Source organism: Gardnerella sp. KA01001 (assembly GCF_049244025.1).
GTDB classification, from domain to species: domain Bacteria; phylum Actinomycetota; class Actinomycetes; order Actinomycetales; family Bifidobacteriaceae; genus Bifidobacterium; species Bifidobacterium swidsinskii.
In genome coordinates this window covers 743,682-765,533 of record NZ_CP058366.1, presented here as the reverse complement: position 1 = coordinate 765,533, position 21,852 = coordinate 743,682, and the positions used below count along the sequence as shown (strand labels likewise).

Annotated in this window: 14 protein-coding genes; 1 reads left to right on the top strand and 13 read right to left on the bottom strand. The window is 43.2% G+C overall.

The window, feature by feature from the left end; genetic code table 11:
* Positions 1-180 precede the first annotated feature (180 nt).
* Positions 181-2,598, bottom strand: coding sequence for an anaerobic ribonucleoside-triphosphate reductase (nrdD, locus tag HXT59_RS03120; protein ID WP_004108547.1), 2,418 nt, complete (start codon positions 2,596-2,598; stop codon positions 181-183).
* 269 nt (positions 2,599-2,867) lie between these two features.
* Between nrdD and HXT59_RS03115 the strand changes: the two genes are divergently transcribed.
* Positions 2,868-3,290, top strand: coding sequence for a DUF3052 domain-containing protein (locus HXT59_RS03115; RefSeq protein ID WP_012914411.1), 423 nt, complete (start codon positions 2,868-2,870; stop codon positions 3,288-3,290).
* A gap of 380 nt (positions 3,291-3,670) precedes the next feature.
* On the opposite strand, the gene HXT59_RS03110 is transcribed toward HXT59_RS03115, so the two are convergent.
* The 12 genes from HXT59_RS03110 to HXT59_RS03055 all read right to left on the bottom strand — a co-directional run bounded on the left by HXT59_RS03110 (position 3,671) and on the right by HXT59_RS03055 (position 21,609).
* Positions 3,671-5,494 (bottom strand): DEAD/DEAH box helicase, encoded by a 1,824-nt coding sequence (locus HXT59_RS03110; protein WP_421784334.1) that lies wholly within the window; start codon positions 5,492-5,494, stop codon positions 3,671-3,673.
* 296 nt (positions 5,495-5,790) lie between these two features.
* Positions 5,791-7,467 carry an energy-dependent translational throttle protein EttA gene (gene ettA, locus HXT59_RS03105; RefSeq protein WP_004118724.1) on the bottom strand — a complete coding sequence of 559 codons (1,677 nt, stop codon included), beginning with the start codon at positions 7,465-7,467 and terminating at the stop codon, positions 5,791-5,793.
* A 138-nt stretch (positions 7,468-7,605) separates the two neighbouring features.
* On the bottom strand, positions 7,606-8,106 hold the full coding sequence (locus tag HXT59_RS03100) for a DUF3180 domain-containing protein (protein ID WP_033888467.1): 501 nt from the start codon (positions 8,104-8,106) through the stop codon (positions 7,606-7,608).
* Positions 8,106-9,341, bottom strand: coding sequence for a hypothetical protein (locus HXT59_RS03095; RefSeq protein WP_012914414.1), 1,236 nt, complete (start codon positions 9,339-9,341; stop codon positions 8,106-8,108). The genes HXT59_RS03100 and HXT59_RS03095 overlap by 1 nt, the downstream gene beginning before the upstream one ends.
* 271 nt (positions 9,342-9,612) lie before the next feature.
* Positions 9,613-11,922 (bottom strand): ATP-dependent zinc metalloprotease FtsH, encoded by a 2,310-nt coding sequence (gene ftsH / locus HXT59_RS03090; protein ID WP_004108568.1) that lies wholly within the window; start codon positions 11,920-11,922, stop codon positions 9,613-9,615.
* Positions 11,923-11,983: 61 nt separating this feature from the next.
* Positions 11,984-12,538 carry a hypoxanthine phosphoribosyltransferase gene (hpt, locus tag HXT59_RS03085; protein ID WP_033888468.1) on the bottom strand — a complete coding sequence of 185 codons (555 nt, stop codon included), beginning with the start codon at positions 12,536-12,538 and terminating at the stop codon, positions 11,984-11,986.
* The gene (tilS, locus tag HXT59_RS03080; protein WP_004108574.1) at positions 12,513-13,631 is read right to left on the bottom strand and encodes a tRNA lysidine(34) synthetase TilS; all 1,119 of its coding nucleotides are present in this window, start codon (positions 13,629-13,631) and stop codon (positions 12,513-12,515) included. The genes hpt and tilS overlap by 26 nt, the downstream gene beginning before the upstream one ends.
* A 46-nt stretch (positions 13,632-13,677) precedes the next feature.
* Positions 13,678-15,468: a D-alanyl-D-alanine carboxypeptidase gene (locus HXT59_RS03075; protein WP_004108576.1), complete on the bottom strand. Its 1,791-nt coding sequence runs from the start codon at positions 15,466-15,468 to the stop codon at positions 13,678-13,680.
* 74 nt (positions 15,469-15,542) lie between these two features.
* Positions 15,543-17,195: a hypothetical protein gene (locus tag HXT59_RS03070; protein WP_162863111.1), complete on the bottom strand. Its 1,653-nt coding sequence runs from the start codon at positions 17,193-17,195 to the stop codon at positions 15,543-15,545.
* Between the two features lie 14 nt (positions 17,196-17,209).
* Positions 17,210-18,115 carry an ABC transporter ATP-binding protein gene (locus HXT59_RS03065; protein WP_116432019.1) on the bottom strand — a complete coding sequence of 302 codons (906 nt, stop codon included), beginning with the start codon at positions 18,113-18,115 and terminating at the stop codon, positions 17,210-17,212.
* A 690-nt stretch (positions 18,116-18,805) separates the two neighbouring features.
* Positions 18,806-20,032 (bottom strand): glycosyltransferase family 2 protein, encoded by a 1,227-nt coding sequence (locus tag HXT59_RS03060; RefSeq protein ID WP_116432018.1) that lies wholly within the window; start codon positions 20,030-20,032, stop codon positions 18,806-18,808.
* Positions 20,029-21,609, bottom strand: coding sequence for an AI-2E family transporter (locus tag HXT59_RS03055; protein ID WP_116431565.1), 1,581 nt, complete (start codon positions 21,607-21,609; stop codon positions 20,029-20,031). The genes HXT59_RS03060 and HXT59_RS03055 overlap by 4 nt, the downstream gene beginning before the upstream one ends.
* Positions 21,610-21,852 lie beyond the last annotated feature (243 nt).

Genomic DNA, 21,852 nt, shown 5'->3' with positions numbered 1-21,852 from the left:
AACAACCAAATTTGCGAAAATAAAATAAATCCAGCCGTTAGAAAGTGCAATCACAAAATGCAATACATTTCTAACGGCCAGATTATCACCAAACAACAAACACAAGAAAAGCTATTGATTTAGCTAAATTATCTAGTCATACTTATTTTACTAAGTTTCAACATAGTAAATTAGCTAAGTTTATTTTGTTTCCTCATACCATTCACGAGACTCACCGTTGTTAAGAGTCACATGGCCAGTTTCGCCAGACATGTGCTTTACGCGGTGAGCGATTTCTTCGTGACGACCGTGAACCATTGGACGCTGAACAGGATTGCCCAAGTAACCGCAAGTACGCTTAGTCACATTGCACTTATCTGGGTCGCTGTTGCCGCACTCCGGGCAACGGAAGCCTTCTTTAGTCGGCTCAAAATCACCCTGGAATCCACAAACGAAGCAGTGATCGATTGGCGTATTCGTACCCAAGTAGCCGATGCCAATCTTGTAAGCGTAATCCCAAACAGCTTCCAAAGCCTTAGGATTTGCCTGCAAGCATGGGAACTCGCAGTAGTTAATAAAACCGCCGGAAGCAAGATACGGGAAGTCAACCTCGTAGCGAAGCTTCTCCATAGGAGTTGGCTGCAACCAAACCGGGTAATGGAAGGAATTAGTGTAGAAGTCGTGATCAGTTACGCCTTCAATGCGACCGAACTTCTGGCGATCCATGCGGTTAAAGCGGTCAGTCAAAGACTCAGCAGGAGTTGAGTAAACGGAATAATGGTAGCCTTCCGCCTTTGACCACTGCTGGCAAAGCTTATTCATGCGGCGAACCAAAGAAAGCGCAAATTCCTTGCCTTCCTCATTCCAGCTGTGATCTTGCATCCAATCCTTGCCGAAGAACACGGCCGTAGTTTCGTACAAACCAATGTAGCCAAGAGAAACAGTTGCGCGCTCATTACGGAACAACTGATCCACGCTTTCGTTAGCTTCCAAACGACCAAAAGCACCGTAACGGAACAGCGTTGGAGCATTTACAGGAGTTGCCTGCTTGCAACGCATAATACGGAATCGCAAAGCTTGGTGAGCTACTTCCATACGCTCGTCGAAAAGCTTCCAGAAGCGAGTCACATCGCCGTGAGATTCAAGAGCAATACGTGGCATGTTAACAGTTACAACGCCAAGATTCATACGGCCATCTTCAACGTCCTTGCCGGTCTTTGGATCAATCCAACCCTGAAGGAACGAACGGCAACCCATAGGAGCCTTGAAGGAGCCAGTAATCTTAACAATATTCTCGTAGAACACAACGTCTGGGTACATGCGCTTTGTAGAGCACTCAAGCGCAAGCTGCTTCAAATCGTAGTTCGGGTCGCCAGCGTCCGCGTTAACACCGTGCTTAATAGTAAACACAAGCTTAGGGAAGATTGCAGTATGACGATCTTTGCCGAGACCACGAATACGGTTAAGCAAAATAGCGCGCTGAATTTCACGAGCAAACCAAGAAGTACCCAAGCCAAAGCCAACAGTTACGAACGGAGTCTGACCGTTAGAAACGCGGTTAGAATTGATTTGATATTCCATTGTTTGCATAGCGTCGTAGATCGCCTTACGCGTCATAATCTTTGCGTAAACTTCACGGAGCTGATCCAACTCGCCCAAATTCTTATCAAAAGGAGTATCAGCAGGCAGTGGATCCCTGTCCAAGCAGTGGAGATTCTTAGGCTCCTGAGCCTTCAAGCCGTCAATCATATCTTTTGCGACTTGAATTGGCGTGGAATCAGGAATCATTGCGTGTGCCATAGCAAGATTCTTGTCGTAATCGCACTTAGCGTAAGGCTCAAGCATTTCGTCAGCGCGATTAACAGTCTGACCACCGTATTGCGCGCCAGCAATATCCTTAATAATTTGCGTAACCTGAGTTGCAGCAGTACCAATAGACTTTGGACTATCCATCATTGCATTACCAAGAGCAAATCCCTTAGCAAGCATATCGCCAAAATCAGGAAGCGAGCAGTTGCTCATGCAAGTAAATGGCGAATAATCAGCGTCATGGAAGTGAATATCACCCTTCATATGAGCGTTAGAAACTGCGTGAGGAAGCATAGAGAACGCAGAAGCTTTAGAAACAGCACCTGCAAGAAGATCACGCTGAGTTGCATAAACATTAGAATCCTTATTTGCGTTTTCACGAACAAGAGACTCATCACGATTTACAAGACGGTTAACAGCCTCGTTAATATCAGTAGCTTTAGCGCGGTCTATATCTCGGTTCAGTCGGTAGCTCGTGTAGCAACGAGCAACCTCATAAAGGTGATTTTCAATAAGACTATGCTCAACCAAGGTCTGAATATCTTCAATCTTCGCCGGGCCATTGTAACGATCTTGAATTTCAGCCTCAATATGATCAGAAATATTACGAATCAACTGCTCTTCTTGCGGACCGACTTCCTTGCCCAAATCCTTAAAAGCAGCCTTGATTGCCATAATGATATTCAGCGGATCAAAATCAACTACGCGACCATCGCGCTTTTCGACCTGCACGCGAGAAACTGGAATTTCAACTACATCATCCGTACAATTTTCTGCGCTTGTGACAGCAGTTTCTTCCAAAACCTGCATCGGTACAGACCTTTCTCAAACACTGTTCCTTCTAGCAAAATCTCTCGTTGCAAACATGGGAACTATTTCTAACAACTCGCTCTACTATAACCCAACTCATGCACAATATCTAGGGCAAGACGCAAAGATAACCACCTATATATAGTGATTTATGTCACAATCGCGATTTTTGCGGCGTGTCCTGGTGTGTCGTAATTGATAAACGATAAATTACTGAATACACGCCGTTAAATGTGCGCACTTCGTGACGCTTTGATATATTAAATCACGTGGAACAGATAGCTTTTCAGCATGCACAGGAATTCGGATTCCAACCAGGAGACATTGTCCAACAATGGCTCTGGGATGACGATGTTGACGAAACAATTTGCGAAAGCATCGAGAAACTTACCGGCGAAGAGTTGGTAGATGAGGATTACGACGCTGCTGTTGATGGTGTGATTATTTGGTGGCGCGACGGCGACGACGAAGATGAGCTCGCAGACACTATTATGGATGCCACAAATATGCTTGACAATGACGCTCCTATGTGGGTTCTTACTCCAAAACCAGGTCGCGAAGGTTCCCCAAGTTCTAGTACCGTTCAATCTGCAGCAAAAACAGCTGGCATGAACGCAGCCACTCCGTTAACCGTAAGCACTGACTGGAACGGCGTTCAACTGCGCGCATTTGGTAAAGGTCAATCTAAATAAGTATTTGCTAATTGGCTTAACTAGTTTAACCGACTGTTGACTTGCTTAACAGGCTGATTAACTGATTACTAAGTTGCTTATTGCTTGCCAACTTGCTACTTACTTTTGTAGTATTGCTGCTGTTTTGTCGAAAACACCAAACCAGTTGATGTTATGTATAAAACATAGGGCAATTCTGTCGAAAACACATAATCATTCGGCGAAATAGACAAAAATACAAGAATAACGCAAATAAAAAGCGCGAGGAGAAAAATATCACAGCCTTGCACCACAACAGACAAGAAAACTAAAGCGAAAACAAAAGCCGGAAAATCACTGGCGAATGTTATCAAAAGTAGTGAAAACGAAAACAAATGCTGTAAAACACACAGCATTTGTTTCTAAAACTCACGACCGAAGCGATGAACACGACTACCACGTTCGCCACGTTTACCGTGCCAACGACGTTCGCTGCGTTCACCGCGTTGCCCACGTACGCGCCCGCGTCCACCGCGTCCACGACCGCGACCTTTACGCTTCTGCTGCTCCGGCTCCGGCATACTCCAGCCTTCTTGAAGCTCGGCAGCTTCACCAACAATCTCATCTAGAACTGATGAAGAAGGACTCACATCCTCAGCTTTCGCATGAATTCCAGCCTTACGAAGCATCATATGAGCAGCGCGCTTCTGATTAGGAAGCACAAGAGTTACGACATCGCCTTCTTCACCAGCTCGAGCAGTGCGACCCGAACGATGCAAGAAAGACTTAGGATCCTCAGGAGGCTCAGTTTGCACAACTAATGCAACGTCGCTAATATCAATACCTCGCGCAGCAACGTCCGTAGCAACCAGCACGCGCACCAAGCCTTCAGCGAACACAGCCAAATGACGATCTCGCTGATTCTGCGACAAATTACCTTGCAAATCAACTGCAGGAATACCTTGCTGCACAAATTTTTTCGCCATATTCTTCGCTTGATATTTCGTGCGCGTAAAGAATATAGAACGTTTCTTTCCAGAAGCAAGCTTTCGCAAAACTTCGTATTTATCCCCTGCAGACACAGCAAAAATATGATGCGTCATAGTGTCAACTTGGCAATCAGCATCATCCACAGCATGAACAACAGCATTTGGAAGGAAACGCTCAACCAATGTAGAAACTTGCTTATCAAGCGTTGCAGAAAACAGCATGCGTTGACCATCTGGCGCAACTTGTTCAAGAAGTCTAGTAACAGCAGGAAGGAATCCCATATCCGCCATTTCATCTGCTTCATCAAGCACACTAACCATCACTTTTTCAAGCGTAAGTGCTCCCTGACGCAGCAAATCTTCCAAACGACCAGGGCAAGCAAGCACAATCTGCGCACCCTGCTTAAGTTGCGATACCTGACGCTGGTATCTCACACCTCCATACACTGTCACAGTACGCATGCCATAAGCTGTAGCAAGCGGCGCTATTACGTCATCAATTTGATGCACAAGCTCGCGAGTTGGAGCAAGAATTATTGCTCTAGGAGCAGGAATTTCACTAAACTCGCGTGACTTACGGTTTTTATCAGAATGAATTAAATCAACAAAATTCTCAGCTAAACGCGCAACAAGTGGAATAGAAAATGCTAATGTTTTACCACTTCCTGTGCGACCTCGCCCTAGGATATTTGCACCTTGTAATGAATCAGGAAGCGTTGCTTGCTGAATTGGGAATGCAGTAGTTTTCCCATCAGCACGCAACACTTCTACCAAGGGCTCTGGGACTCCAAGTTGCGCAAAAGTGACATCGTCACGGTAATTTTCACAAGATTCAATAGCAGAGTCTGGAATAATTGTTGCGTTATGAGAATCTTGATTTTGCTTTTTTGAAGTAGGACGCAAAGATATTGCAGAATTTTGTTTTGTATTATGAGATTTTGCAATATCATTTTTAACAACATTATTTTTATCAATATTATGCTTAGCAAAATTATTTTTAGCAAAATCTTGTTCAGCATCCGCAATAGCTACTTCTTCATAACGCAAAGCTTTTTCGCGCGCTTTTCGACGAGCTTTTTCTGCTTTGCGATTGCGCTCCCTGCGCGAATTGAACTCATGATTAGAACCGTGATTTTTATGACTACCCTGATATTCAAAAGGATTGCGTTTTTCAGCTGATTTCCTAGTATTTTTGACGTTCTTGGTATTCTTCGCGCCTCGCTTTTGGGCGAACGCAGCATGATGAGTATGCGGCACAATAGCCTTTCGTAAAATATGTGTATTCAAAATTTAAATTTCAAAACGTGAACTAATCGAGCCTAGCACACGCCTGGCACAATCACGGCAAATGTTGTCAAAAAAGCGCCAAGACGCTCGCACTATAAGTGCTCGCTTCTGAGCTTGCATGGAAAAAGTCCACTGGACTTTCCACGCAAGCTCACGCTCCGAGTTACTTTCGCACACTACGCTCCAAGCGCGAAAGCAGGTCGTCGCGCAAACGCCGGAAAAATCACCAGCAAATGTTTCCACCAAGAAATGAAAACAAAACTCAACTAGCGAGTGAGCTTACGGTGCAAGCGATGCGGACGAGCAGCTTCCTCACCCAAGCGCGCAATCTTATTTTCTTCGTAAGCTTGGAAGTTACCTTCGAACCAGTACCACTTTGCAGGATTCTCGTCGTCGCCTTCCCAAGCAAGAATATGCGTTGCAACTCGGTCGAGGAACCAGCGATCGTGCGAAACCACAACAGCGCAGCCTGGGAAATCAAGTAAAGCGTTTTCCAAGCTTTCCAAAGTCTCAACATCCAAATCGTTAGTAGGCTCATCGAGAAGAAGCAAGTTTCCACCCTGCTTAAGAGTCAAAGCCAAGTTCAAACGGTTACGCTCACCGCCGGAAAGCACACCAGTAAGCTTCTGCTGATCCGAACCTTTAAATCCAAAGCTTGCAACATATGCGCGAGTAGGAATCTCAACGCCTGCAACCTCAATAAAATCAAGTCCGCCGGAAACAGCTTCCCACAAGTTCTTATTAGGATCCAATCCTGCACGATTCTGATCCACGTAAGAAATCTTCACAGTATCGCCAACAATAAGCTCTCCGCCAGAAAGAGGCTCCAAGCCCACAATCGTCTTGAACAGCGTAGACTTACCAACGCCGTTTGGACCAATCACGCCAACAATACCGTTACGAGGCAGCGTAAACGACAAGTCGTCGATAAGTACACGGTCGCCAAAAGCCTTGTGAATATGCTTTGCTTCCAAAACTTGCGAGCCCAAACGTGGACCTGCTGGAATTTGAATTTCAGAGAAGTCAAGCTTCTTGGAATTACGTGCCTCTTGCTCCATTTGGTCGTAGCGTTCCAAACGAGCCTTGTTCTTAGCTTGGCGAGCTTTCGGCGAGCTACGCACCCAATCAAGCTCATTCTTCAAACGCTTAGCAAGCTTGGCATCCTTGGCACCCTGGATTTCCATACGCTTTGCTTTAGTTTCCAAATACGTTGAGTAATTTCCCTTATATGGATAAAGCTGACCACGGTCAACTTCGCAAATCCACTCCGCTACGTTATCCATAAAGTAGCGGTCGTGCGTAACAGCAATAACAGCACCCTCGTACTTGTGCAAGAACTGTTCAAGCCACAAAATAGATTCCGCATCCAAATGGTTAGTAGGCTCATCCAAAAGCAGCAAATCTGGAGCTTCAAGAAGAAGCTTACACAATGCAACTCGACGCCTTTCACCACCAGAGCACACAGAAACAGGCGAATCCGGATCTGGGCATTGCAAAGCATCCATAGCCTGCTCAAGCTGCGAATCCAAATCCCAACCGTTTGCAGCGTCAATTTCAGTCTGAAGCTTACCCATTTCTTCCATTAACGCATCAAAATCAGCGTCTGGATTAGCCATTTCTTCGCCGATTTGGTTAAAACGCGCCACTTTTTGCGCAATCTCACCAAAAGCCATCTTAATGTTTTCGCCAACCGTCTTAGTGTCATCAAGAGGTGGTTCCTGCTGCAAAATACCTACCGTATAGCCAGGAGTCAAAGAAGCTTCACCGTTGGTCACATTTTCCAAACCGGCCATAATTTTCAGCAGCGTCGACTTACCCATGCCGTTCGGACCCACAACACCAATTTTTGCGCCCGGAAGGAAGCTTAAAGTAACATCGTCGAGAATTACACGATCTCCGTACGATTTACGCGCCTTAATCATCTGATAGATAAATTCAGCCAAAGTAATATACCATCCTTACAAACGTTGAAATTCCAGCGTTTGTTGCAACTTGCGTAAAAAGCGTTTAATACTTTTACCTACTTAATTCAAGCAAGATGCAACTTACATAAAACTACGCAAACTAATAGCTAGCAAATACTAGCACGTTGCTGGCGTACGATTTGACTTATTGACAGACTCAGAATCATCTTCAGGCGGAATCTGGCAGAGCCACTCGCCCAAAATCCCAACGACCATATCAATAAAGCACACCAAGCCAGCAATAGAGCATTCACGCACAACAGAGTTATACAGAATTATTTCACTGTGTGGCAGACTCATTAACAACTGCCCAACGTACCAGCCAGACAAAATAGCACCTGCCATTCCCAATGCCTTAGACAGCATAAGAGCTGCAACAGCAAATTGAGAACTTACACGCTTCTTATTTTTATCTTTGTTAGCAACACTTTGATGAGTTTGCAACGCCATAACAAAAGTTATTAAGCCAGCAATCACCATAATTGCAACAACAACCCACGGAGCTCCTGCTAACGACATAGCACTAGACTCTGTTGACGACACTAGAAATGCGCCCAGCACAAAGCCAAACAGTAACCCTAGTACCAGATACCACCAAGGTGTGCGATACGCTTTCATTAACAACCATCCCCTATAAGCCATTGCTCTGAGTATACCCCAACAGTTTGAGCATCAAAAGCAAACGCTAATGAGTACGAAACTGAGTTGTCATCCAAAGCAGCATCCGACTCTATCTGCAGCCACGGCATAAGTTCAGGCGACTTAGGGTCAACCATCACCATTTCCGCTAGTTGTTGCGGCAATTTTTCTGCATCAACAGTTCTTGTATCAGCAGCAGAAGCACCATATGAACGCGTACCCAACACTCGCACAGTCACCTTATCTTTATACAAAGTAGCAACAGCGCGAAGCAAGCGAAGCAGTTCATACTCGTCACCGCCCGAAGACAGAATAAATACAGCCGCGTAATAATCACCTTCAAGCATATTGGCAACATATAGTGCCGATACGCCATCTACGCGAGATTCTCTATCCTGCTCAAGCATTGCAACTATTCTCAGCATAGCAGAACGCGTGTCTTGTTTCGCGACACCCTTCATAGAAATTACTGCAGTTGTCTGTAACGGAGTCGGACATATACGGAACAAAGGAGACTTAGTTTCTCTTTTAACAAGCTCACTGCCATAATTGACACTTTTAGATTCATCGACACAAGAGCACTCTGAATCTCCATTATTTTCATAATCATCCGCGAAAGAATTTGCGATATCAACGGCAGCTTTAGCAGCTGCAGCAGCGTCCTCGTCTTCTTTGCGCTGCTTTTCTTTTCTATCTTCCTCAATAAGAGAACGATAGTAATCTGCTATTTCGCCTTCCTCAAGATCGTCAACTGATACGCTTCCACTACGAACAGCAACATGCGCAAGAGAATCAGGAACTACATGCCGTTCCGAATAATTTAACTCTTCTCTAGAAACACTATTCAAAGTAACGCAAACATCGTCAACAGTGCTTTTCATGCCGTAATATTCGCTTCTTAAAGCAGCATGAACAGTAATATCAGCCTCACTGATTTGCCAAGTGTGCATAGCAGAATTTAAAACAGATTTAGCAATAAGTTCTAAAGCTATAGCAGGATGCTCCTCAATCTCGCTATCTTTTTCGCAACGTTTAAGCATAAAAGCAAGACGCTCAGCAATTTGAGGAATATCTATTGCGTTAGTCTCATCTCCGTCTAATGCATTACTCAAATTAACTTTTAAAACAGCATCTATGTAAATAGAAGAATATAATCCAATGACTATTGAGTCACCGCTTGGGCGAATACCCTTCAAACTTATGGTCGTATTCATAATTTCATCTTCTACTCTCTAATAAAAACAATTTAAAATTCCAATTATTCGTTTATTTATCTTTTACTCTTACCTATAATACGCAAAATTAATATCTCGATACATTGTACTCGATATAAATCAACATGCGTAATTTTTTGCATATAACACTAATTTTTATTATTAAATTCTTAGAAAAATAAAAATAAACGCTGACAGCAATAAATTATATTGTTATCAGCGTTTATTAATGATTGTATTTTATCTGCTTTTTAGCACTGTATTTACACTATTAAGCACCAAATTGAGTGCCGTCATTTTGATTAGTAGACGGATTAACTGGTGGCTTAACAGTTCCAATAACAGTTCGAGGAGCAGGTGCAGTAGTCTGAATAGACGTATCAACAGACATCTGATCAGACTGCTGGTTTTGTGAAGTTGCGTTATTGGAAGATTCAGAAAGTTCAGAAGCTTCACTCTGCTCATTCTTACCTTCAACGTTGCGCTTTAAACTTTCTGGAATTTCAACAGGAGGAAGATCAGAATCTGGTCTTCTATCGTCCGAAAGCCAAAGAGTACGCTCAGGAGCCTTACGAATCTTACTGAAGATTTCCTTAAGTTCCTTCTCGTTAAGAGTTTCCTTAGCGAGCAACTGACGAACCAGCTCATCTAATACGTCACGATTATTGTTAATAATCTCCCACGCTTCAGTATGAGCAGTTTCGATAAGCTTATGAACTTCTTCATCGATTACTTCAGCAGTACGATTCGAGAACTTACGAGGTTGCAAAGAATCGAGTGAACCGGAAGAATCTTCGTCAGTATCCATCCACTTAACAGCTCCAAGCTTCGCTGAGAAACCATATTCAACAACCATCTTACGAGCAATAGCAGTAGCTTTCTCAATGTCGTTAGAAGCACCAGTTGTTGGATCATGGAACACAACTTCCTCTGCTGTGCGTCCGCCCATAGCATATGCCATTTGATCCAGCAATTCGTTGCGAGACTGCGAGTAACGGTCGCTTGTTGGCATCACAGCAGTGTAGCCAAGTGCGTGACCTCGCGGCAAAATCGTTACTTTAGTAACAGGATCCGTGTGGTGCAACGCAGCAGCAACAAGCGCATGACCACCCTCATGGTAAGCAGTGTTACGCAATTCATCCAAAGCCATACCCTTAGACTTACGTCGAGGTCCTGCTTGAACACGATCAATTGCCTCATCAATAGCGCGATTATCGATATATTGAGCACCAGAGCGAGCGCAAAGCAACGCAGCTTCGTTAAGCACGTTAGCTAAGTCTGCACCAGTAAAACCAGGAGTGCGCACAGCAACCATATGAAGATCAACATCCGGCACAAAAGGCTTACCCTTAGCGTGAACCTTCAAAATTGCCTCGCGACCTTCCAAATCAGGAGCCTCAACAGCCACCTGACGGTCAAAACGACCAGGACGAAGAAGTGCGGAATCAAGCACATCTGGACGGTTTGTTGCGGCAATAATAATCAAATTAGTGTCGTTGTCGAAGCCGTCCATCTCAACAAGCAGCTGATTAAGTGTCTGCTCGCGCTCATCATGACCGCCAGTCATGCCACTTCCGCGGCGACGACCAACAGCATCAATCTCATCGATAAAGATGATGGCAGGAGCATTCTTCTTAGCTTCGTCAAAAAGTTCACGAACACGAGACGCGCCCAAGCCTACGAACATTTCCACGAAGTCAGAGCCAGCCATTGCATAGAACGGCACACCAGCTTCGCCTGCAATAGCACGAGCCAACAAAGTCTTACCAGTTCCTGGAGGACCATAAAGCAGCACACCGCGCGGAATGCGAGCACCCAAAGCCTTGTAGCGCGAAGGATCCTTCAAGAAGTCTTTAATCTCTTCAACTTCTTCAACAGCAGCTTGTTCGCCAGCAACGTCAGCAAACTTAGTTTTAGGAGTCTGACCTTCAAGCAGCTTGCCACGGCCACGTCCGCCACCCATGCCAAGCATACTTCCACCGGCACCGCCTATTCTGCTAAACATGAACCAAATCATGCCAAGGAAGAACAATATCGGAGCAAGCGAAGTAATCAAATACGAAATAATGCTAGATGACTGTAAGCTAGCAGTCCAGCCGTTAGAAGGCTTCGCCTTTTCGACTTCTTGTACAATTGACCTACCTTGTGCATACGCGTAGTAGAATTGCACATCCTTGCCAAAGTCACGCTTTTGCTTACTTCGTTTATCGAACTTCTTAAACGGACTATCAAGCGTAAGCTTAACTAACTGTTTATTGTCAATAATTTCCACATAACTTGCTTTATGAGATCGCACTAACTCAATACCATCCTGAGTATCGATAGTTTGCGATCCGTTATGAACAAACATTTGGAATCCGACAACTGAAAGCAACACAAGAAGCACAATCCACGTCCATGGCGACTGCCAGAAGGAACGACGATTGTTATGGTTGTTCTCGTTATTTTTATTATTCTTGCCCTGTTGACCGTTGTTTCGCTGATTCCTAGGGTTGCGTGGATTTAAAAACGGATTATTCCCGTTATTTCCACGCCCAGGACCGCCCATTGGGCCTTGCGGTGTCATAGGAGAAGCGCCCATGTAATAAGGCTCCTTTCAAACTCCTCAATTTATATAAAAATTCTGAATAGAATCTATAAAATCAAGCACCATACACTGATGGCTTTAATACCGCAATACTATTGAGATTGCGGTAGCGTTCGTCGTAGTCCATTCCGAAACCAACGACAAATGCATCAGGAATTTCAAAGCCCGAGTAGTCGATTTGTACGTCTACTTCGCGACGTGCAGGCTTACTGAGCAATGCAAAAACTTTTACACTTGCAGCACCACGACCTTTTAGCTCATCTACAAGCCAAGCTAGCGTGCGACCGGAATCAACAATGTCTTCTACAATAAGCACATCTCGACCACGCACATCAGTACTTAAATCTTCGCGAACAGTGATTTGTCCGCTAGTTTGAGTGCCACTGCCGTAACTAGACAAGCTCATAAAGTCCATTGATGCGTTAATGCTTAATTCTTGCGAAAATACAGCAAGAGTATTTACAGCACCTTTGAGAACTGCAACAAGCAAAACATTACTGTTTTTGTAATCTTCACTTACTTGTTTAGCGACTTCACGAATACGCTTCATAAGGTCTTCGTGGCTAATTAATTCATAGTCGATGTCATCTCGTATATCTGCAATTTGCATGTTCACTATCTTTGCATAAGCGAATGACGATATTGCGCGAGAGCCGAGTCGCTTCGTAATAATTTGGCAGCGAAAAAGGCTTCTGACCATGCCATTTTGTACATAGTTCGTCCACTGCCGATATGTGACTTGACGAGAAACGCAGACCAAGCTCGCTTAACGCACGCACTATAATTCGTTTACGAATTGATGGATGATATTGCGCTAACTTCTCAGCTTTTAACCTAACAGTTTTCGCATTTTTATCAAATTCCATCACTTGTGAACTAGCTTCGTCAACTTGAGAATTAATATAGTCAAGATCGTCTCTAGCTATTTCAGCTCCACGAGAAAGCAAAGTAACCATATTTGCATTAAAAAATCGCGAAATATAAGGCATTAACGTGTGTCTAACTCGAGATCTCAATGGATAATTTTCTGAAAGTTCCTCATTTTTCGAAATATCGTCACCATTTGTAGGATCATCCCACCATGAAATGCCTAAATCCTCGCAAATACCAGTAGTATCTTCTCTACTAAGCTTAATAAGAGGCCTTGCAAAAAGCACGTTTTGACGCAATGTCACTGCTTTCATGCCAGCAACTGCTTCTAAACCTGCAGAATCTTTTAGCCCCATCATTACAGTTTCTGCTTGATCATTTGCAGTATGAGCTAGAAGCACGGCTGCAGCTTGCTGCTTTTTAGCAACCTCAATAATTGCTTGATACCTAGCATTTCTAGCAGCAGACTCTTCGCCTTCTCCCGAATCTTCAACGTTCACAGATTGAATATACACGTACTTTTCATCTATTCCAGATTGCAAACAATGCTTAGCCGCAATATTAGCAATTTCAGTTGAGTGCGGCTGCAAATGGTGATCTACTATTACGACACCGCAACGAATACCCCTACTTGCGCACACAATCACGCTCAATGCTGTAAGTGCAAGAGAATCTCTACCTCCAGAGCACGCAATAAGAACCAAAGGAGCATCAACATCTGTCGCGTGATTGCCATGTTCGGAAAAACGCGCGTCTTGTGCGCATAATGAAAGTTCGTCAAAACAATGCTTGATTGCGCCAATTCCTGCGCGTATGCGAGAAGAATACACCATAGCTTCTAGTGTAGCGCGCCAATAACGCTAAATTGCAACTCATAAATCATAGTTTTGGCAATTCTGCCATAAACTTATTAATCGCTACGAACGCTCCCCAAATATCAGCTGGCTGGTTCGCAACAACAGCGAAAGTTAGCACTCCACCATTTTTCCTAGATACATTACCAACCATAGAAGTAACTTCACTTAAAGAACCAGTCTTTACGCGAAGCATGCCGGCAGAAGATTCATCCGCTAAACGCTTTCTTGCTGTTCCAACTAAACCAGGAAGAGACAATCCTTCAGCAGCTGCAGCACCTCCAGAATCGGCTTTAATATTAAGCACTTGTACTTGAGCTAGCGTTGTTGCGCGCAACCTTGATTTTGGAGACAAGCCTGAGCAATCAGACATGTGCAAACCACGTATATCGATATTGAGCTTGCGCAATCCCTCTTTTACTGCCTGAACTGCACCCTCCGGAGAGTTGGATTTGTGAGTTGCAAGCGCAGTCAAACGACCAAACTCTTCCGCCAATGTGTTGTCTGAAATACGAAGCGTATATGCCATTATTTCGTTTAATGGTGCAGAAGAAACTTGTGCAATTAAACGCGAATTAGATGATATTAACGATTGAGTTTCGCTTACTGGTATGACAAGATTTTCAGACTGTGCAGATTTATTTTCATTTTCAGAATCTTTATTGTTTTCAGAAGGATCATCTGCAGACGAGCCTGAACCGGATTTTTTTTCATCAGAAGCGGTTTTATTAGAATAATTACTTATAACTATTCCTTGTTTGCTTAATAATTTAGCAAAAACATGACCGACACTTAAAGCAGGATGAGGATCAGAAAGCGGAAAATCTGTCATAGCGTCAGCGTCAACACCTTGCACTGAAAGGTCACGCTGACGAGCATCATCTATAGCCAAAGATGACGTTTGAGCATAAAAGCGACGTTCAACATCTGTTTCATAAATCAAATCAGGAGCACGTTTTGCGCCAAACAATGAGTCATCAACAGCTAAAGAAACTGTGTGAATATTTTCAAGCTTCAACGCGTTGGCTGTTCTTCTCGCTAATGTCGTTAAACCTGCTCTGCCATTGACATGGTGCCAATCGTTTTCTCCAACACCAAGAAGCATGTCACCATTGCCGCGAAGCACAAGCTTTCTAGCATTCGTACTAGAAGCTCGTTCTGGTATACCGCCTGTTTTAGGCAACAAAAATACTTGAGTATCAAGAGTTGAACCCATGTCAAGAGTGCGAGAAGCTACGCTAGCAGTTAAAGTTTTAAGCGTTGACGCTGGCTCTCTTAAAGCATTTGGCTCATGTGAAGCAACTACTCGCCCATTAGCATCCATAATTACTGCTGAAGTGCTGCTGCTCATAGAAGCATCGGAAACCAACTCGTTAATAAGTTTTTGAGCTTGCGAATGATTTATTTCTTTACCATAAGTCACGCCTTTAGCTAGTGATTTAACTCGCAAAAGTGATTTAGGAGAAGAAACAGTTACAGCATAATGTTGTTTTCGCAACGTCAAAGGACCAGGAAGAATATCGTATACGTCAAGCAAAAAATAAGTAAAAATAATTGCTGCACTAACTATAACTGCTATAAATGCAATAAGCAATCGCCAACGAGAAGGATATTGGCTTCTTAAAACCATAGCAGCGTATTTACTTTTCTTCTGTGCGCTACTTGGTTTAATCTCACTGCTTGATTTAGATTCACTACTTAGTTTTTTTTCACTACTTGGTTTAGGCTCGATACTTTTGTTGGGTTCGCCGCTTTGCGCTGGCGTGCTCGCATTAGGAATATTTAAGGCATCGTTTAAGCCTTTATTACTTTCCATGCGAGCACACCTTTAAATCGATTGCAAATACCGCGCTTAACTATACATTGCGCTTGCAACAAAGCGTGCGTAAGTTACGCAGTAATAGACGCGAATCTGCGCAAGTTTTCTACAATGCGAATCATGCGCTTATCCATTACTTTGCCACCAAGAATCACGCCAACAACCAGCACAATCAAGCCGTTTACTACAAACAAAATGCTTGCAATCCACAGCAGTTGCGGCGCAAGAATCATAAACGCAATCGCAGCCGCAACCGAAGGAATCATGCAAACTACAGAAAGAAGCATAAAGCCTATAGCTGCAAAACTTCGCCCGCCAGCACTTCCTTGCGGCCTAGAAAATGGCTTTTCGATTGATGCCACAGGGTACATTGCAATGCACGAAGAAATTAAGCCAATGCCTATGGAAGCAAAAGCTATTCCAATTGGACAAAGAGTTTGGAACATAACTGCATTCACATTTTGCTGAACATTTGCTACAAAGAAAAGGAAAACGTAAACCCCTACTCCAATAATCGCAAAATAAACAGCGCAAATCACTGACCAAACTATTGCGTTCGCTAAGCGATCGTGCAAACCTTTTACTCCAATAATCGCATGCATAGTAAAAGCTGTGCCATCGTAAGCAATATTGTTTCCAACAACCATGCCCATAAGCAAAGCAGCATACATCATCCATCCAGAAACACCTAAGTTATCTGTTAGAGAATCAAATCCTTTAGCCTTAAAACTACTTCCTCCTGCAACTACCAGCATAAAAAGCGGCGCAATAAGCAAAAATAGCTGACGCATATCTCTTCTCATAACGCTAATAATTCGCGCAATAATCGCACCAACTGTGTTGTCTGGAACTGCTGCAAACAAGCCGATTCCCTTAGTTTTAACAACTGTTTTTTGCTCACCACGAAGCAACTTCGGCTCTAATTTTGCGCAAAATACAGAGATTGCAAAGCAAGCAGCAATCGTTACAACGCAAATAAGGAAGCGAATAGCAAGAGCAAGCCAATTGCCATTAATAGCATCAAGCGGCAAAGCCATAGCTGCACTTAATGGTGTAAAAGCGGACGCAGCACAGAAACTTGTGCCTAGCGCAATTCCATTTGGCGAAGGGCTATGCGTATTCATTGATGAAACAAAAATCATGTACGCTATAAAAATGGCAAAGTAAAAAATGTTTCTTGAACGCTTGTTTATTAAAATAGTATCTAAAATCTCAATAAGCATTTTGCTTAAAGACACGATTGTTGCAACGTAAAGCGGAGCTGCAATTACGCTGACTAAAACCGGCACAATTCCAAAGCTTCTGTACGCTAAAGACCACAAAGCAAGCGCGATTGTGCAGCTTACTGAAAGCGCTCCAAAAAGAGAGCCAAGAAGCATGCCAGCTTGCTGTTTTACGTAAGGAATGCCGTAAAGCGCAAAACTACGCGATTTTAGTGTTGTGTCGCTGCCAAACATAAACACGTTTATAAACAGCGTAAAAATTGACACAATCGACGCAACCATTATTGGAGCCAATTGGAATTCCTGCCAATTTTTAGTATCTGCAAGCATTCCTGGATTAATGTACTTGCCAGTTTCCCAGCCAGCAAAACCAAGAGCGCATATAAGCGCAAGTCCAAAAACAATTGCTATAGCAAAGCCAATTTTTTGCCAAATTGACTTTCGCATAACAGAAAAAGTAAGCGCCCAGCGAAGGCGAACCATGGTAAAAATCATAGACATTACGGTTTTCCCTTTTAAGCGTTGAGATTGGTGGAAGATGCAGGAGCGTTATCAGATTTGCCGCCGTTAAGCCAGTCGATGCGCGCAGCTGCGTGACGTCCGCCAACAAGCTCCATGAAGCGATCTTCAAGATTCTTGCCTTGAGCAACTTCTTCAAGAGAGCCAGCAGCCGCAACATGACCTTCGTTAATAATTGCCACGTGCGAGCACATTTTTTCAACCAATTCCATAACGTGCGAAGAAATAATCACCGTTCCGCCAGTAGAAACATACTCGGCGAGAATATCCTTCAAATTTGCGCTAGAAACAGGGTCCACTGCCTCAAAAGGCTCGTCCAACACAAGTACGCGAGGGCTGTGAATCATAGCTGTTGCAAGGCAAATTTTCTTCGTCATACCAGTTGAATAGTCCGAAACCATAGTGTTTGCGGCTTCTGTTAAGTCAAATGCAGAAAGCAAGTCGGTCGCGCGACGAACAGCCTCAGCGCGGCTCATCTCGCGAAGCATGCCAGCGTAAGTTAAAAGCTGAAGGCCAGTAATCGTCTTAAAAATCTCGTCGGCCTGAGGCATTAAACCGATTGCGCGCTTAGCACTATTTACGTCACTCCAAACGTCGTTGCCAAAAATCGAAGCTGAGCCAGCATCTGGCATAAGCAAGCCCGTAAGCATTTTAATCGTAGTGGTTTTGCCAGCACCGTTCGGGCCGACTAATCCATAGAAAGAGCCTGCTGGAATGCTCAACGAAAGATTATCTACAGCAACTTTCTTGCCAAAAGTCTTAACAAATCCGCTAATAGAAACCGCTGGAACATCTTCGTTAGTAGCGTCGTAAGTGTTTGCGCCAAAAACTGGAACGCTGCTAGCAAAAGTATTTCCGGACGGATACTCGGACGGATATTCAGACGGAATAGAATCTACCATAGAAACCTCGCAGTATACAGATAAACGCACGCATTGCACTACATTAATTGCGCAATCACACGCTTATATCAAGGCTTCTATTATCTCATACCCGCAATTTTTGCGCAATCGCAATGCCAGCACTATCCGCACGCTACCTTCATATTCGTGTGGTAGAGATTTGAGATTTTTCGCACTGATTGAATGTTTGCATGCTTATGAAGTTTTGCAGTTGTGCTCTGCAGACGTTGAGTATTTATTCATAGCGAACACTAGCATCATTGCTACTGCGCACGCCACACCAAACACCCCTACCACACTAAAAACAACTGTGGGTGAATTTACGAGTGAGGGGTGGTTGTTGCTTGGTCGAGCAATATAAAAGCGGAACGATAGTAATAATCTTGCTGACGAATACTATCTTTGAAAGAAAGTAACTAAAAAAACTAAACTTAACTGCGCAACCGCTAAGTCCAAATAAGGTATAAGAGCGGAGCGCTGTCCTCACGGCTAATCGCCGTTCGGCTGAGCTTGCACGGAAAGTCCACTGGACTTTCCGCCTGAGCAAGCTCACGCTCCGAATTGCTCTCGCGCGTACAATGCTACGCTCAAGCATGTCGTCGCGCTAGTAACACCCACCACTCACAGCCACTTCAGAAACACGCCAGTCAAACACCAGCCCAAAACTCGCACCACAATAAGCAAGAGCACTCAGCGACCAGTGTGCTGAATCGGCTTCCACTCGCTCTTTGAGAAAATAGCTTGGAACGCAATAGGCACGTACGAAAGCATAAAAATCGGGAAGCTAAGAGCGTACGCAAACAGCTCCTTATTCGTTGCACCAAGCTTATCGTGTTCAACTAAAATAGTGAGCGACACAAATATCATCATGCCTAAAACACTTGTAACAGTAGTTGTAATGAAGTTAATCATTGAATAGATTTGACTCATCCATGTTACAAATCCAAATGCAGCAAAAATAAACCCAAGTATTATTCTTGCAACAGCCAAAACCATAAATGGGAAAAGCATAAGCGTAAAATCAACCGACGAAAAATCTCTTTCGCGAATACCATGTCGAATAAGAGCTGCTCCATAGTAACGAAATACCTGCAAGAATCCCTTGCTCCAACGAAGACGCTGCCTCCAGCTCTGCCTAAACGACACAGGTTGTTCATCATACAATACTGCAGAACCGCAATATCCAACTTTGTCTCCGTGAAGAATAGCGTCCATAGTAAATTCAAGATCCTCAGTAAGAAGATGGAATTTCCATCCGCTATTTCTGTGCATAATCTCACGCGAGAACATGAATCCAGTTCCACCAGCATGGCAACTCGAACCGAATAGCATTCGAGAGTTGTTAGTAAATCGCGATTCTCGAATAAACCAAAGTGCAGAGCCAGAAGAAACCCAATTATCTGAAAGATTCACGGAATTACGATAGCTGGTTAAAATTTGATATCCTGCGTGGAAACCTTTATTCATTTCCTCAAAATAATGCGGATCAAGTTTATTGTCTGCATCGAAAACAAAGTATGCGTCATAAACTTTATCTGCACCAATTTTCATAATATGATCGAGAAGATAGCTGAGCGCATAACCTTTACCAATATGCTCTTTATCAAAACGTTCGACTACGTTGCATCCACAATTGCGACCAACTTGTGCAGTAGAATCAGTGCAATTATCTGCAACAAGCCAAATATCAATAAAATCTTGTCTATATGTTTGAGTTTGAATGCAATGAATAAGATTACCTATAACAGCTTCCTCATTGCGCGCAGAAATAAGCACAGCATAATGCTTATCCATTGGTGCTTCAGGAAAAACAATAGGCTTAGCGAATAAAGATGCAACAGCACAAACACCTTGATACACAACACCGCTTATGCCAATAAGTATTACTAGTACATCAAATATTGATAGAAGAATCATCGCTTCCATCCGCTCCGTGGATTATTTTTTACGTTACTTTTATTATTTTTTGTATTTTTTACTATTTTAGACTCGCCTACTTGCAATTTTGCTTTAGGAGAATCCTTATTTTCAGAATTTACTTTACGATTTGCAATATCTTTATTTACGGCATCTAATATTTCGCGCGAAATTGGCATTGTTGCCAATACGTCAGTTTGATCAGAATCGTTAGAAGAAACTTTGCTACCATTCGCATCGTCAGAGTCTGACACATAAGCTTGCTTATACCAATATAGAATATCCTCGTTCAGAGAAATGCGAGAGCTTGTGCCTTTCATTACACGATGAACACTTTCACTCATTGGATTCATGAACTTACGGCCAATCGCTTCAACGCAACGAACAATAATAGAAGTATGATCAGGGTGAGGATCGTTCATAAGCGGAGAAGAAACTAAACTATATTGCTTCGTGCATACTCTAAAAATTGCTTGCAAACTTGCAGTCACAGGCAAAGCCAAAAATGCTCCAAGAGCACCAAATACAGCGCCCATTACAAGAACTGAAATAAAAGCTACTGCAGGATTCAGATCCATAGTCTTCTCGGAAATCTTCGGCGAAATAACCATGTTCTCAATTTGCTGATAAATCGTAATAAAAATTAATGTTGCAACAGCCGCACCAAAACCATTGGAACCCCATGCAACCAAGATAGGCAAAGCTCCACCCAAATAGCCACCAATTGTAGGCACAAACTGCGAAACAATTCCGCAGAATAAGGATAGCGGAAGCCAATACGGTATATTCATCACAATAAGGAAAATTGCGGTACCCACTGCGTTAATCGCTGCCAAAATAATTCGCGAAAATAAGAAGCTCGAAATCTGCTCTTGAACAACTGACCAAATAAATAGGAAACGACGCTGAGATTGCGGATTCATCCAACGGCACATGCTACGACGCATAGCCGGACCTGCTGCAGAAATGTAATACGTAACCATAATAATGGTAAGTAAATCAAGCAGAACAGTCATCAATCCCCATGTTGTGTTAAGTGCTTGGCCAGCAAAATCAACAACCCAAGATGTTTGCACATGCTTCAAAATTTCCATGCCAAGCTGCTCAATATTAGGCATTTTAAAACCGGTATAGTGAAGCACAAAATTTGCAAATTGATTGTATAAATCAGGCAAGCCCATAACCATTGAAACAACCTGCTGAGCAAATAAATTACCAAACAAAGCAAGTAGCAAGCTAATTACAACAAGCAAGCCCGTTAGCGTAAAGCCAGAAGCAACTCCTCGCCTCCAACCATGCTTAATTAACCGAACAACAAGCGGTTCCATTGCGAGCGCAATAAAAATAGAAATCACAACATCGAAAACAATGAATGAAATGCTATTCCAAGCGAACCATAAGAAGATAGACACAAAAGTAATAATTGCAACGTAAATAAGTGCACGACCTAGCCAATCTGGCGGCCTTCTGTCATCGCCTTTGGCTGGGAAAAGTGAAGCTAAATCTAGCTTATTTTCACTTTCCTTAATATGCTCATGCATCTTATATTCATGCATTTCTTGCTCTTGGTAATTCATAGGTACTATTGTAACTGCGCGAACTGATGAATGCGAATTAGCGGCATGTAATGGTAACTATTTTTGTAATACTTAATAGTTACGCTATTTATTACTATTTATTACAATTTTCTACTATTTCCTACTAAACGATTGCAATTATGCGCATCTACGCAACTACACGTAACATTATGTAACACAAACGTAACGAGATATTCGAGTCGCTGAAATCCAAAATGGCATTCATAGTCATAAACTCATTAC